The following is a 16,285-nucleotide window of genomic DNA, read 5'->3' on the forward strand; positions in this document are numbered from 1 at the left end:
TCTGAAGCGCTGTTCAACTTTCCAGGGACGATCCTTCACGACACGGCATGAAGCCGGTTGCTCCCTGGCCACGACCTGACTACCGGCTGCCGCCGCCTTTTGCGCGCGGCGAGGCCGCCCCTTTGCGAGAAGAAATGTATGGCACTTGCCCTGACCGCTGCCCAACGCAATATCTGGCTGGATCAGATGACCCAGGGCGACTCGCCGTTATACAACATCGGCGGCCATCTGGAGATCGACGGCGCCCTCGATTACGAACTGTTCCAGCGGGCCGTGGACCTGTTGATTGCAAAACACGACGCCCTGCGCATGGTCCTGCTTGACCAGCGTGACGAGGAGGGCGTGCCGCTGCAGACCTTCGCCACGAGCATGCCGATGCCGGTGACACCGATTGACCTGCAAGGGCAGGACGATCCGTTTCAGGCTGCCGAACACTGGATGCAGGGTCAGCTTGAGCGTGCGTTCCGGCTCGATGGCGAACCGCTGTTCCGTATACATTTGCTCAAGCTCGAAGCACAGCGCTTCTACTGCATGATTTACGCCCACCACATTGCACTCGACGGCTGGGGCATCGACGGGCTCTGCGCGTCGCTCAGTGAGCTTTACAACGCGCTGCACGATCAGCACACGCCCGATCTGACGGCACCGTCCTATGTCGACTTCATCAAGGACGACAGCCAGTATCGCGGATCGCGACGTTTTGCCCTCGATCAAACCTATTGGCTGGACAAGTACCGCGACATTCCCGAGCCCTTGCTGGTGCCACGCCCGCGTCCGGCTCAGATTCAGAACGAAGCACCAAGCCGCAGCGGCCACCTCAGCTACGGTCTGGCCCGTGACCTGGAACAGCAGATCGACGATCTGGCCCTGAGCATGAACGCCTCGTCGTTCCATGTTTTGCTGGCCGTGCTGTACGTGTATTTCACCCGCGCCTATCAGCGTGACGAACTGGTTATCGGCTTGCCGATCCTCAATCGCCCCAATGCCAGCTACAAAAAGACCCTCGGGCTCTTTACCCAGCTTAGCTCAGTGCGTCTGAAATTCAGTGTCGACCTGCCGTTCGCCGAGCTGGTCCTGGGCATCTGCCGGGCGGTCAAGCAGGATTACCGCAGCCAGCGCTTTCCGGTCAGCGACCTCAACCGTTTGCTTGAATTACGCCGTGCCGAGCGCACGCAACTGTTCGATCTGACGTTCTCCTATGAGCGCAACAATCACCTGCTGCGCTTCGGCCAGGCAACCGCCCACGCCGTCAAATCTTCGAACAATCACGAACAGACGCCGCTGGCCATCCACCTGCGCACCAACGCTTACGAGGCTGAATCGCGACTGCACTACATCTACAACGAGGCATATTTTCAGCACGACGAAATCGCCCCCCTTGCCGAGCGCTTGCAGCATGTCATAGAGCAGGGGCTGGCGAACCCGCACCTGCCTGTGCATTGCTTCTCGCTGACCGGCATGACCGACACTTTCAAGATGCAGACGTGGAATGCCGGTCAGCCACATTTTGCCAATGACCTGACGATTCACCAGCAATTTGAAGCCCGCGCCGCAGAACGCCCGGACGCCGCTGCATTGGTGTTCGAAGAGCAGACCCTGAGCTACGGCGAGCTCAACGCGCGTGCCAATCAGGTCGCCCATCGTCTTTTGGCCTTGGGTGTACGCCCTGACGATCGCGTGGCCATCTGCGTCGAACGCGGTCCGGCAATGATTATCGGCCTGCTGGGCATCCTCAAATCCGGCGCCGGTTACGTGCCTCTGGACCCGGCTTACCCGCTTGAGCGCCTGGCCTACACGCTCGGCGACAGTGCGCCGGTAGCATTGTTGAGCCAGCAGTCAGTACAGCCGGCATTGCCGTTGTCGGATGTGCCGCTTATCTATCTCGATGATGTCGACCTGCAGGACGAGCGCGCCTGCAATCCGCAGGTATCGGTCAGGCCCAGCGACCTTGCCTACGTGATCTATACCTCCGGTTCCACCGGCCTGCCCAAGGGCGTGATGGTCGAGCATCGTAATGTTGCACGGCTGTTCTCGGCCACCCAGGACTGGTTCGGTTTCAATGAACAGGACGTGTGGGCGCTGTTCCATTCGTTTGCCTTCGACTTCTCGGTCTGGGAAATCTGGGGCGCGCTGCTGCACGGCGGGCGTCTGTTGATCGTGCCGCAACTGGTCAGCCGTTCGCCTGAAGACTTCCACGACCTGCTGTGCTGCGCCGGGGTCACGGTGCTCAACCAGACGCCGAGTGCGTTCCGCCAACTGATTGCGGCCCAGGGCGACAAAGAGCAGGTGCATTCGCTGCGCCAGGTGATTTTCGGCGGTGAAGCGCTGGAAACAGCGATGCTCAAGCCGTGGTACGCCCGTAAAGTCAACGCCTCAACACAACTGGTTAACATGTACGGCATCACCGAAACCACGGTGCATGTGACCTATTACCCGTTGCAGCCCGAAGACGCCGAGCGAGTCGGCGCCAGCCCGATCGGCAAACGCATTCCTGACCTGCAGCTTTATCTGCTGGATGCCTATGGCCATCCGCTGCCACCGGGTGCAGTCGGCGAGTTGTACGTCGGCGGGGCAGGTGTGGCGCGTGGCTACCTCAATCGCGATGAATTGAACACGACGCGCTTTCTCGACGATCCGTTTGCCTCGGCACCCGGTGCGCGGATGTACCGCTCTGGCGATCTGGGTCGCTGGTTGCCAGACGGCAGCCTGGAATACCTGGGGCGCAACGACGAACAGGTCAAGATTCGCGGTTTCCGTATCGAGCTGGGCGAGATCGAAACCCAATTGAGTGCCTGCGAAGGCGTGCGTGACGCCGTGGTTGTGGTACGTGAAGACGAACCGGGCGACCAGCGTCTGGTGGCCTATGTCATCGGCACCGCCGGGCAGGAAGCGGACGCTACCTGGTTGCGTGAACAGCTGCGTCTATCGCTGGCCGAGCACATGCTGCCGAGCGCTTTTGTCAGCCTGGAGGCTTTCCCGCTGACTGCCAACGGCAAGCTCGACCGCAAGGCACTGCCGGTGCCAACTGCCGAGGCCTTCGCCCGGAGTCAATATGAGGCGCCGGAGGGCCTGGTGGAAACCAGGCTGGCCACATTGTGGGTAGAGCTGCTGGGCGTCGAGCAGGTAGGCCGACATGACCAGTTCTTCGAACTGGGTGGGCATTCGATGCTGGCGGTAAAACTGATCGAGCGCATGCGCGACATCGGTCTGAATGCCGACGTGCGCGTACTGTTCGGCCAGCCGACCCTGGCCTCGTTGGCGGCCGCCAGCGGCAAGACCACAGACGTGCAGGTGCCAGCCAGCAGGATTCCCGCCGATTGCCAGCGTATAACGCCGAACATGCTGCCCCTGGCCCGGCTCTCCCAGGCACAAATCGACCGTGTGGTCGCCGCAGTGCCGGGCGGGGTGAGCAACGTGCAGGATATCTATGGGCTGGTGCCGTTGCAGGAGGGCATCCTCTACCACCATTTGTCCAGTGGAGAGGGTGATCCGTACCTGTTGCAGGCGTTGTTGCGGTTCAATAGCTTCGAGCAGCTGCTGGACTTCACGGAGGCCTTGCAGCAAGTCATTGACCGTCACGACATTCTGCGCACGGCGGTAGCCTGGGAAGAGCTCGACGAGCCAGTGCAGGTGGTCTGGCGTCAGGCACGGCTGCGGGTCGAGGCGTTTTTGCCGCACCCGGACCAGGGTGATGTCGCGGCCCAGTTGCAGGCACAGTTCGATCCACGACGGATACGCATGGACCTGCATCAGGCACCGATGATGCGCCTGCATTACGCCGAAGATCCTGTCAACCAAAGCTGGGTGGCGGTGTTGCTGTTCCATCACCTGATCGATGACGCCACCTCGCTGGCCCTGCTGGGCGCAGAGATCGAGGCGTTCAGACAAGGACGCGGCAACCATCTGCCAGCGTCGGTACCGTATCGCAATCATGTGGCTCAGGCGCGATTGAGCATGAGCCGCGAGGAGCACGAAGCGTTTTTCCGCGACATGCTCGCCGATGTTGACGAGCCGACCCTGCCGTTCGGCCTGCAAGACGTGCAAGGCGACGGCAGCGGAGTGGACGAAGCCCTGTTGCCGGTTGACCCGGAGCTGGCCGGACGCCTGCGCGCCCATGCCCGGCGCCTCGGCGTCAGCAATGCCAGCCTGCATCACCTTGCGTGGGCACAGGTGGTCGGGCGCCTGTCAGGGCGTCAGGATGTGGTCTTCGGTACCGTGCTGATGGGCCGCCTGCTCAGTGGTCAAGGCGCCGAGCGGGCCTTGGGCATGTTTATCAATACCTTGCCATTGCGCGTCGCTGCCGGAGAGCAGGGCGTTGAGGCCGCTGTGCGCACCACCCACGCACGGTTGGCGGCGTTGGTCAGTCATGAGCATGCACCGTTGTCCCTGGCCCAGGGATGCAGCGGCGTGGCAGCACCGACACCTTTATTCAGTGCGCTGATGAACTACCGCCATGTCGCGGTCGGCGCCCAGACACCTCAACAGGCGGGGCAGACCAGAACCTGGGCCGGTGTCGAGGTACTCGGCGGTGAAGAACGCACCAACTACCCATTGTCGCTATCAGTGGACGACCTCGGCGATTCCTTCGGCCTGACCGTTCAGGCGGTGGCCGGAATCGATGCCCGGCGCATCTGCGGTTACATGCACACCGTGCTGGAGCAACTGGCCGACGCGCTGGACAGCCGGCCCGATGCTCCCTTGCACAGCCTCGACTGGTTGCCCGCGCACGAGCGTCGTCAATTGCTGGAGGACTTCAACGCGTTCGATCGCGACTACCCGCAAGACCTTCTGCTGCACCAACTGTTCGAGGCCCAGGCGGCTGCGCAACCGGATTCGGTGGCGGTCACCTACCAAGGCCAGCGCCTGAGCTACGCCGAGCTCAATCAGTGGGCCAACCAGATTGCCCATCGGTTGATCGCTGCAGGCGTTGGCGCTGATGACCGCGTAGCGATCTGTGTGGAACGCAGTCTGGAAATGATCGCCGGCCTGGTGGGCATTCTCAAGGCCGGCGCAGGCTACGTGCCACTTGACCCTTCCTACCCTGAAGAACGCCTGGCCTACATGCTCGAGGACAGCGCACCGAAAATGCTGCTGACCCAACGTGGTTTGCGCGAGCGCTTTGCGCAGGCCGCCATGCCGGTGCTGCTGCTGGAAGCTGACGCCCGCGCCGAGAACGGTATCGGCCGCGCGCCGGTGACCAATCCGCATCCCGCGGGGCTTGGCGCACAGCACCTGGCGTACCTGATCTACACCTCGGGCTCTACCGGTCAGCCCAAAGGCGTGGCCATGCCCCATGCGCCGCTGGTCAACCTGATGCAGTGGCAGATCGCTCAGAGTGTCGAGGACTCGCGCCCCAGGCAACGCACCTTGCAGTTCGCAGCACTGGGTTTTGATGTGGCCTTTCAGGAAATCTTCAGCACCTTGTGCGCAGGTGGCGAGCTGTCGCTGATCCACGCTGATACCCGACTGAATTTCCGCCGCCTGTTCGAGCATATCTGCGAGCAACGTATCGAACGCCTGTACATGCCGTGCATTGCCCTGCACGCATTGGCCGAGGCCGTGGTCACCGAACCCGAACAGCCTGAGTGCCTGTTGCAGGACGTGATCACTGCGGGTGAACAACTGCGAATCACCGAACCGATGCGCCAGTTCTTCGCCCGTCTGAACGACGCTCGCCTGCATAACCACTACGGTCCGACCGAGTCGCATGTGGTCACGGCGCTGACCCTGGATGGCGACCCACAGACCTGGCCAACCTTGCCGAGCATTGGCCAGCCGGTGGCCAACACCCGCATCTACCTGCTCGACGAACACATGCGTCCGGTGCCGGTGGGCGTTGCGGGTGAACTGTACATCGGCGGCGCGTGTGTCGCCCGTGGCTACCTGAACCGCGATGACCTGACCGCTGAACGCTTTATCGCTGATCCGTTTGCCGCCAGCGATGCCGGCAACCCACGCACACGTCTGTACAAGACCGGCGACCTGGGTTGCTGGCAGGCGGACGGCAGAATCGTCTACCTGGGCCGTAATGACGACCAGATCAAAATCCGTGGCTTTCGTATCGAGCTGGGGGAAATCGAGGCACGCCTCGGTCAATATCCTGGCTTGCGCGATGCAGCGGTGCTGGCCCGCGAAGACCTTCCCGGTGAAAAGCGCCTGGTGGCGTACTTCAGCGTGCAGGCCGGTCAGGTTGTGCCCGAGGCCGACCCGTTGCGCCTGCATTTACAGGCACTGCTGCCTGATTACATGATCCCGGCAGCCTATGTGCACCTGGAAAAACTGCCGGTGTCGCCCAATGGCAAGCTGGATCGTCGTGCGTTGCCGCAGCCGTCGGCCGATGCCTTCGTCAGTCGCGACTATCAGGCGCCGCTCGGCGACACCGAAACCACGCTGGCCGCGCTCTGGTGCGAAGTGCTGAGTGTGGAGCGGGTCGGTCGGCAGGACCATTTCTTCGAGCTGGGCGGTCATTCGCTGCTGGCGGTGAAGCTGATCGAGCGCATGCGCCAGGTTGGCCTGAGTGCCGACGTTCGCGTCCTGTTCGGCCAGCCCACCCTTGCTGCACTGGCGGCGGCGGCGGTGGGCGGCGGCATCGAGATCGAAGTGCCCGCCAATGGCATTCCCGGGGGCTGCAGGCACATCACCCCGGACATGCTGACCCTCACCGCGCTGGACCAGGCAAGTATCGAACGCATTGTCGCCGACATTCCCGGTGGCGCGGCGAACGTGCAGGACATCTACCCACTTGCACCGTTGCAGGAAGGCATTCTTTATCACCATATCGCGGCTGAACAGGGCGACCCGTATCTGCTGCAAGCGACCTTCGCCCTGCGCGACCCGGCACACGTACGGCGCTTTGCCGAAGGCTTGCAGGCGATGATCGATCGCCATGACATCCTGCGCACGGCGCTCGTCTGGGAGGGTCTGGAACATCCGCTGCAAGTGGCTCTGCGCCGGGTCGAACTGTCGATGGAGCAGATCACCCTGGCCCAGCACGGCGGCGATATCGTCGCTCAGTTGCAACGCCGTTTTGATCCACGCGAGTACCGCCTCGATCTCAATCAGGCCCCGCTGATTCACCTGGCCTTTGCCGAGGACTCGGAGAACCAGCGCTGGGTGGCAATCCTGCTGTTCCACCACATTGCCCTTGACCACACCGCGCTGGACGTGATGAGCGTAGAAATGCTCGCCCACTTGCAAGGCACCGCAGCGCAACTGCCGGCGGCGATGCCTTACCGGAATTACGTGGGTCAGGCTCGTCTGGGCGTGAGTCGCAAGCAACACGAAGCGTTTTTCCGCGAGATGCTCGGTGATGTCGATGAACCGACCCTGCCATTCGGCCTGCTTGAAGTGCAGGGTGACGGGCAGGGTATCAAGGAGGTTCGCCACGCTCTTCCGGCTGATCTGTGTCAACGTCTGCGTACTCAGGCGCGGCAACTGGGAGTGAGTGCAGCCAGCCTGCATCACCTGGCCTGGGCGCGAGTGCTGGGCAGCGCCAGCGGACGTGAAGACGTGGTCTTCGGCACTGTGTTGCTGGGACGTATGCAAAGCGGCCTGGGTGCTGACCGCGCCCTGGGGATGTTCATCAACACCTTGCCGCTGCGGGTCGATGTCGGTAACTGCGCCGTGCGTCAGGCCGTGCGTCAGACCCACGCCCGATTGACCGCATTGCTCGGCCACGAACATGCGCCGTTGGTGTTGGCTCAACGTTGCAGCGCGGTGGCCGCAGCCTCGCCGCTGTTCAGCGCGCTACTCAACTACCGCCACAGCCCGGCACGCGAAGCCAGCGGTGGCGAGCGTTGGGCGGATACCCAGGTGCTCGGCGTACGCGAAAGGACCAACTACCCGTTGACCCTGTCGGTGGACGATCAGGGCGACGGTTTCCTGTTGAGCGTACAGGTGGCTGCCGGATTCGATGGCCAGCGGATCTGCGGTTATATGCAGACCGCCTTGAGCCATCTGGTCGAGGCCCTTGAATCCGCGCCGGACTCAGCCGTGCGTGACCTGTCGGTGGTGCCGGAAGCCGAACGCCAGCAACTGCTGGTGGCGTTCAACGACACCGCGCGGGATTACCCGCAGCAACAGACCGTGCATGGCCTGTTCGAAGCTCAGGTGCGTGCGCACCCAGAAGCTTGCGCGGCGATCCACGACGGTGTTGCCGTGAGCTACGCCGAACTCAACAACAGAGCCAACCGCCTGGCGCGGCATCTGCTGGGGCTCGGTGTGCAGCCGGGTGATAGCGTGGCGATCCTGCTGGAACGCAGCCATGATTTGCTCGCCAGTCAGCTGGCAGTGCTCAAGTGCGCGGCGGTGTACGTGCCGCTGGACGTCAACGCGCCTGTAGAGCGACAGACGTTCATGATCGAGGACAGCCAGGCGCGTGTCCTGCTGACCCTCAGCCGGATGTCGCTGACAGCCAGCACTCAGCGTGTCGATCTCGACGGCCTGACGCTGGACGGTCTGAAAGACACTGATCTGGCATTACCGCAGTCCAGCGAAAGTATCGCCTACATCATGTACACCTCTGGTTCGACGGGTGTTCCGAAAGGTGTGCTGGCGCCGCATCGCGCCATCAGTCGCTTGGTGATCAACAACGGTTATGCCGATTTCAACGCTCAGGATCGTGTGGCGTTTGCCTCCAACCCGGCGTTTGACGCCAGCACCCTGGACGTCTGGGCACCGCTGCTCAACGGCGGCTGTGTGGTGGTGATCGGGCAGCACGACTTGCTCTCGCCACTGAATTTCCAGCGCCTGCTGCTGGAACAATCGGTAAGCGTACTGTGGATGACCGCCGGATTGTTCCATCAATACGCCACGGGTCTGGGCGAAGCCTTTTCGCGGCTGCGCTACCTGATTGTCGGCGGCGATGTGCTGGACCCTGCCGTTATTGGACGGGTACTGGCCAACAACCCCCCACAGCATTTGCTCAACGGTTATGGCCCGACCGAAGCCACGACATTCTCCGCGACTTACGAGATTGTGTCGGTCGACAATGGCTCGATCCCTATCGGCAAACCGGTGGGCAACACTCGCCTGTATGTGCTCGACAGCCAAGGCCAGCCAGTGCCGTTGGGCGTACCCGGCGAGCTGTATATCGGCGGGCAGGGTGTCGCCAGGGGATATTTGCACCGTGATGAGCTGACCCTTGAGAAATTTTTAGCTGACCCGTTCGATAGCGACCCGCAGGCTCGCTTGTACCGCACCGGCGACCTGGTTCGCTGGCGTGCCGACGGCAATCTGGAGTACCTGGGTCGCAACGACGATCAGGTCAAAATCCGTGGTTTCCGCGTTGAACTGGGTGAAATCGAAGCGCGCCTGGCCGAACACGTCGATGTTCGCGAAGCCGTGGTGCTGTGCCGTCAGGATGTGCCCGGCGACAAGCGTCTGGTGGCTTATGTCACAGCGCAGCAGGCTGAAACTGCGCTGGACATCGAACACCTGCGCAACCATCTGCATGGCTTGTTACCGGACTACATGGTGCCGGCAGCGTATGTGCAACTCGACTCACTGCCGCTGACTGCCAACGGCAAGCTCGATCGCAAGGCGCTGCCAGTGCCGGATGCGCAGTCGCTGATCAGTCGTGGCTATGAATCCCCTCAAGGCGAAGTCGAGACCCTGCTGGCGTCGATCTGGGCCGACGTACTCCAGGTCGAGCAGGTAGGGCGTCATGATCATTTCTTCGAATTGGGCGGCCACTCGCTGCTCGCGGTGACGCTGATCGAGCGCATGCGTCAGGTCGGCCTGAGTGCCGATGTCCGTGTGCTGTTCAGCCAGCCTACTCTGGCGGCGCTGGCAGCGGCAGTCGGCGGCGGAACGGAAGTTGTAGTGCCGGCCAACCTGATTCCAGAATGTTGCGAACACATCACCCCGGACTTGCTGCCGCTGATCAGTCTGACCCAGGCGCAGATCGACCTGGTGGCTGCCAGCGTGCCGGGCGGCATGGCGAACGTGCAGGATATTTATCCACTGGCGCCTTTGCAGGCCGGGATTCTCTATCACCACATCAGTGCCGAAGAGGGTGACCCCTACACCTTGAAAGCACTGTTCGGGTTATGTGACCGCGCGCGACTGGACGATTTCAGCGGCGCTCTGCAAGGCGTGATCAATCGCCACGATATCCTGCGCACCGCCGTGCTGTGGGAAGGTCTCGACGAGCCGGCGCAGGTGGTGCTGCGCAGGGCCGAACTGCAAGTCACCGAGCTGTTCCTCGACCCGGCGGACGGCCCGGTCGATGAGCAATTGCACCAGCGCTTCGATCCTCGGCATTACCGCCTCGATGTGCGTCAGGCGCCACTGATGCAGATTGTCTTCAGCCACGACCCGCTCAACGACCGCTGGCTGGCAATGCTGCTGTTTCACCACATGGTCAACGACGCCACCTCGCTGCAGGTAGTGCTGCATGAAGTTCAAGCGCACCTGCTTGGCCAGAGCGCAGTCTTGGGCGAGCCAGTGCCGTATCGCAATTATGTTGCCCAGGCCCGTTTGGGTGTCAGCGATTCCCGACACGAAGCGTTTTTCCGCGACATGCTCGGCGATATCGACGAACCGACGCTGCCATTCGGGTTACAGGATGTTCAGGACGGCGGCCGCGACATCGAAGAGGCCTGTGTGACCCTGACCACAGAACTGAACCAGCGTCTGCGGGCTCAGGCCAGGCAGGCGGGCGTCAGCGCCGCGAGCCTGATGCACCTGGCCTGGGCGCGGGTGCTGGGCAGCGTCTCAGCCCGCGAGCAGGTGGTGTTCGGTACGGTATTGTTGGGCCGTATGCAGGCCGGTGATGGCGCCGACCGTGCCCTGGGCATGTTTATCAACACCTTGCCGCTGCGCGTCGATGTCGGCGCAGCAACGGTGGTCGAGGGATTAAAAGCAACTCACGAGCAACTGACCGCCTTGCTGGGCCATGAACATGCGCCGCTGGTGCTTGCCCAACGCTGCAGCGGTGTCGCTGCACCGGCACCCCTGTTCAGCGCGCTGCTCAACTATCGGCACATGGCGCAGACCAGGATGACGGCGCAGTACGAAGCCGCCTGGCAAGGGATCGAGACCTTCAACGCCAAGGACAACACCAATTACCCGCTGACCCTGAATGTCGACGATACAGGCGATGGCTTCCGATTGTCGGTGCTGATCACTGCCGATATCGGTGCGCAGCGGCTGTGCGATTACATGCAGGCGGCGATTGAGCAACTCGTTCAGGCTCTGGAGCAAACGCCTGCGGCGCCGCTGAACAGCCTGACCATCCTGCCAGCGGCGGAGCGTCAGAAGGTACTGGCCGACTTCAACGCCACGGCTACCGATTCACCACGGCAGATGACCGTGCACGCGCTATTCGAGGCTCAGGCTGAGCGCACGCCTGAGGCCACGGCAGTAGCGCATGATGCGACGACTCTGAGTTACCACGAGCTGAACCTTCAGGCCAACCGTCTGGCGGCAAAACTGCTGGAGCTGGGCGTGCAGCCGGGGCACAGCGTGGCCCTGCTGTTGCCGCGGTCCATCGACCTGGTGCTCAGCCAGCTTGCCGTGCTCAAGTGTGCGGCTATCTACGTACCGCTGGACATCAATGCCCCGCAGGAACGTCAGACCTTCATGGTGCAAGACAGCCAGGCGGTGCTGGTGCTGACCTACAGCACTGAAACCCTGGATCCGGGCACGCAGCGTCTGGACCTGGACACCCGGCCAGCGAGCACGGTGCCGGCAGACAACCCGAATCCTGCGGCCTGCGCCGATTCTGTGGCCTACATCATGTATACCTCCGGCTCGACCGGCACGCCCAAGGGGGTGCTGGTACCGCACCGTGCCATCAGTCGTCTGGTAATCGACAACGGCTACGCGGACTTCAATGGGCAGGATCGCGTGGCTTTCGCCTCCAATCCAGCCTTCGACGCCAGCACACTGGATGTCTGGGCACCGCTGCTCAACGGCGGCTGCGTGATCGTGGTCGAGCAGTCGGTATTACTCTCGCAGGAGGCATTCCGGGCGCTGTTGCTGGCGCAGTCGGTCAGCGTGCTGTGGCTCACCGCCGGCCTGTTTCATCAATATGCCGACGGCCTGATGGAGGTCTTTGCGGGCTTGCGCTACCTGATTGTGGGCGGCGATGTGCTGGACCCGGCGGTCATCGCCAGAGTCCTGGCACAGGGCGCGCCGCAACATCTGCTCAACGGCTACGGCCCGACCGAAGCCACGACCTTTTCCACGACCTACGAGATCACTGCGGCAGACCACGGTGGCATTCCGATCGGCCGGCCGATTGCCAACAGCCAGGTTTATGTACTCGATGCCTTGCGTCAACCGGTGGCGGTGGGCGTGCCCGGCGAGCTGTACATAGGCGGGCAGGGGGTGGCCAAGGGCTATTTGAACCGTGATGAATTGAGCGCCACACAGTTCGTCGCCGATCCATTCAGCGGGCATGACGGTGCGCTGATGTACCGCACCGGCGACCTGGGACGCTGGAGGGCCGACGGCAATCTGGAATACCTGGGCCGTAACGACGGTCAGGTGAAAATTCGCGGCTTCCGTATTGAACTGAGTGAAATCGAGGCCGTTCTGGCCACGCACCCTGCGGTACACGAAGCCGTGTTGCTGGCGCGGCAGGACACAGGAGAAAAGCGCCTGGTCGCCTATTTCACCCTGCGTGAGCCACAGCAAACGCTGGAAATCGAAACCCTGCGCAGTCATCTGCAAGCCCGCTTGCCGGACTACATGGTGCCCGCAGCTTATGTGCGCCTCGATGCGCTGCCACTGACAGCCAACGGCAAGCTGGACCGCAAAGTGCTGCCTGTACCCGATGCACAGGCATTGGTCAGCCGTGGCTACGAAGCGCCGCAGGGCGAGGTGGAACACCTGCTGGCGACCATCTGGGCCGAGGTGCTCAAGGTCGAGCAGGTCGGTCGACATGACCATTTCTTTGAACTGGGCGGGCACTCGCTGCTGGCCGTCAGCCTCATCGAACGCATGCGCCAGGCCGGCTTGAGCGCTGACGTTCGCGTGCTGTTCGGCCAGCCAACCCTGGCAGCGCTGGCTGCAGCGGTGGGTGGCGGAAGTGAAATAACAGTCCCGGAAAATGCCATCCCGGACGATTGCACGCGCATCACTGCGCAGATGCTGCCACTGGCCGATCTCGATCAGGTCGCTATCGACCGTATTGTCGCCAGCGTGCCGGGTGGCGCCAGTAATGTGAAAGACATCTACCCGCTGGCACCATTGCAGGAGGGGATTCTCTACCACCATCTGGCTGCCGAACAAGGCGACCCGTACGTTCTGCAAACGCTCTTCGAGATCGCTGATCGCCAGCGTTTGAACGCCTTTGTCGACGCCTTGCAAAGTGTGATCGACCGTCACGACATCTTGCGTACCGCAGTGCTGTGGCAAGGTCTGGAAACACCGATGCAGGTCGTCTGGCGGCAGGCTCGCCTGCATCTGGAGCAGATCGAACTCGACCCGGCCGACGGCGCGGTCATCAATCAGTTGCAACAGCGCTTCGACCCTCGCCATTCGCGTCTGGACATGAGCCAGGCACCGCTGCTGCGTGTGGTCTTCGCCGAAGATTCGCCCAACCAGCGCTGGGTGGCAATCCTGCTGTTCCATCACATGGTCCTCGACCATACGGCGATGGAGGTTGTGCTGCATGACATGCAGGCACACTTGCTCGGCCAGGCTGACCAACTCGACGCCGCCATTCCGTATCGCAATTATGTGGCCCAGGCTCGCCTGGGCGTGAGCCGCGAGGCCCATGAAGCGTTTTTCCGCGAACTGCTGGGGGACATAGACGAACCGACGCTGCCGTTCGGCCTGCTGGATGTGCAGGGCGACGGCCGCGATATCGAAGACAGCAGCCTGACACTGGACGCTCAGCTCAATCTGCGCCTGCGTGCCCAGGCCCGCCAGTTGGGAGTAAGTGCCGCGAGCCTGGTGCATCTGGCGTGGGCTCAGGTGTTGAGCAAGGTATCGGGCAGGCAAACAGTGATATTCGGTACTGTGCTGATGGGCCGCATGCAGAGTGGCGAAGGCGCCGACCGGGCGTTGGGGATGTTCATCAATACCTTGCCGCTGCGCGTCGATCTGGCCGGGCAGGGTGCACGGGACGGGGTGCGGGCGACCCATGCCCGGCTCACTGCGTTGCTCGGCCACGAACACGCGCCGTTGGTGCTCGCGCAGCGTTGCAGCGGCGTGGCGGCGCCATTGCCACTGTTCAGTTCGCTGCTCAACTACCGTCACAGTGCCGTGGCAGAGCCCTCAGACGAGTCGATTGAGGCCTGGCGCGGTATCGAGGTGCGCAGTGGCGAGGAACGCACCAACTACCCGCTGACCTTGAACGTCGATGACTTGGGCGATGGTTTCCGGTTATCAGTGCTGGTAACCGGCAAGGTCGGTGCCGGGCGGGTTTGCGGGTACATGCAGACCGCGCTGGAAAACCTGCTCGTTGCGCTGGAACAGTCGCCGGACACTGCCCTCGACAGCCTGCCGATCCTGCCGGCTGCCGAGCGCGAGCAGTTGCTGGTGCGGTTCAACGATACCGAGCTGGATTACCCGCACGAACAGACCATTCATGGCTTGTTCGAAGCACAGGCCGAGCGCACGCCGGAAGCGCTGGCAGTAGTCCACGGCAAACAGCGCCTGACGTATCGCGCGCTCAACGAGCAGGCCAACCGCCTGGCCCATGCGTTAATCAAGCAGGGTGTTCAGCCGGATTCCAGAGTCGGAATCTGTGTTGAACGCGGCGCGGAAATGGTCGTCGGTTTGCTGGCGATTCTCAAGGCGGGCGGCGGTTACGTTCCGCTGGATCCGGCGTATCCGGTGGAACGAATTGCTTACATGTTGCAGGACAGCGCTCCGGCAGCCGTGCTGGCTCAAACCGCTACTCAGGGCTTGCTGGCCGACGTTTCGGTACCTGTCATCAATCTTGACCTGAGCGATTGGCAGGACGAATCCGTCCAGAATCCGCGGGTGCCGGGGCTGACTTCGGCGCATCTGGCCTACCTGATCTACACCTCGGGCTCCACCGGCTTGCCGAAGGGCGTGATGATCGAGCACCGCAATACCGTGAACTTCCTGACCTGGGCGCACGCGGCTTTCGACGCTGGTACAAACAACTCGGCGCTGGAAAAAACGCTGTTCTCTACCTCGCTGAACTTCGACCTCGCGGTCTACGAATGCTTCGCGCCGCTGACTTCAGGCGGCAGCATCGAGGTCGTCAGGAACGTTCTGGAACTGCAGCATCTGGATGACGATATCAGGCTGATCAACACTGTGCCTTCGGCGCTGAAGGCGCTGCTGGAGACGGACGGCCTGCCGAAGTCAGTCCACACCGTCAACGTTGCCGGTGAAGCGCTCAAACGCAGTCTGGTCGAGGTGCTGTTCGAGCAAACCGGCGTGCAGCGCCTGTGCAATCTCTATGGTCCATCGGAGACCACTACCTACTCGAGCTGGGTGGCGATGGATCGCGAAGACGGCTTCGCTGCGCACATCGGCAAACCGGTGGGCAACACCCGGTTCTACTTGCTGGACGAACAGCAACAACCTGTTCCACTGGGTGTTGCGGGTGAGATCTATATCGGCGGTGCGGGCGTGGCACGAGGTTACCGGAATCGCGATGACCTGACCGCCGAACGCTTCCTCAAGGACCCCTTCAGCCCGCAGCCAGCAGCACGCATGTACCGCACCGGCGACCTGGGTCGCTACTTGCCGGACGGCAATATCGAATACCTGGGCCGTAACGATGATCAGGTGAAGATCCGTGGCTTCCGTATCGAGCTGGGCGAGATCGACGCCTGTCTGGCCAAGCATCCTGCAGTGCAGGACGCGGTAGTCACCGCCCGTGAAGACGTCCCCGGCGACAAACGCCTGGTGGCCTATTACACGGCTCAGTCCGCACAAACGGAACCGGCCATCGACAGCCTGCGCGGCTGGCTGCTGGGGCAGTTGCCGGCCTACATGGTCCCGGTGGCTTATGTGCGTCTCGATGCATTGCCCCTCACGCCCAACGGCAAGCTCGACCGCAAGGCGTTACCTGCGCCGGGCGAGGGCGCTTTGATCAGCCGTGGCTATGAAGCTCCGCAAGGCGAGAGAGAAATACTGATCGCCGAGATCTGGCAAGCATTGCTGGGCGTCTCGCAGGTTGGACGACATGACCACTTTTTCGAACTGGGCGGCCACTCGCTGCTCGCTGTGAGCCTGATGGAACGCATGCGCCAGGAAGGCCTGGAAGCTGAAGTCAAGTCGCTCTTCGAGCACCCGACCCTTTTGGAATACGCGGCAACGACGGAAAGAATGGAGATTGTTCTGTGAGCAT

At 62.3% G+C, this 16,285-nt stretch carries 1 protein-coding gene; it reads left to right on the forward strand.

Translation table 11 applies throughout. The annotated features are described in order from the left end of the window. Positions 1-138: 138 nt before the first annotated feature. Positions 139-16,281: a syringopeptin non-ribosomal peptide synthetase SypA gene (gene sypA / locus QRN50_RS21925; protein WP_285427611.1), complete on the forward strand. Its 16,143-nt coding sequence runs from the start codon at positions 139-141 to the stop codon at positions 16,279-16,281. Positions 16,282-16,285: the final 4 nt, after the last annotated feature.

Source organism: Pseudomonas sp. MEJ108, assembly GCF_030208985.1.
Taxonomy (GTDB): domain Bacteria; phylum Pseudomonadota; class Gammaproteobacteria; order Pseudomonadales; family Pseudomonadaceae; genus Aquipseudomonas; species Aquipseudomonas fragariae.

What these genes read in the sequence shown, in the direction of transcription:
- sypA (WP_285427611.1), top strand. Translation starts at nt 139, where the DNA reads ATGGCACTTGCCCTGACCGCTGCCCAACGCAATATCTGGCTGGATCAG.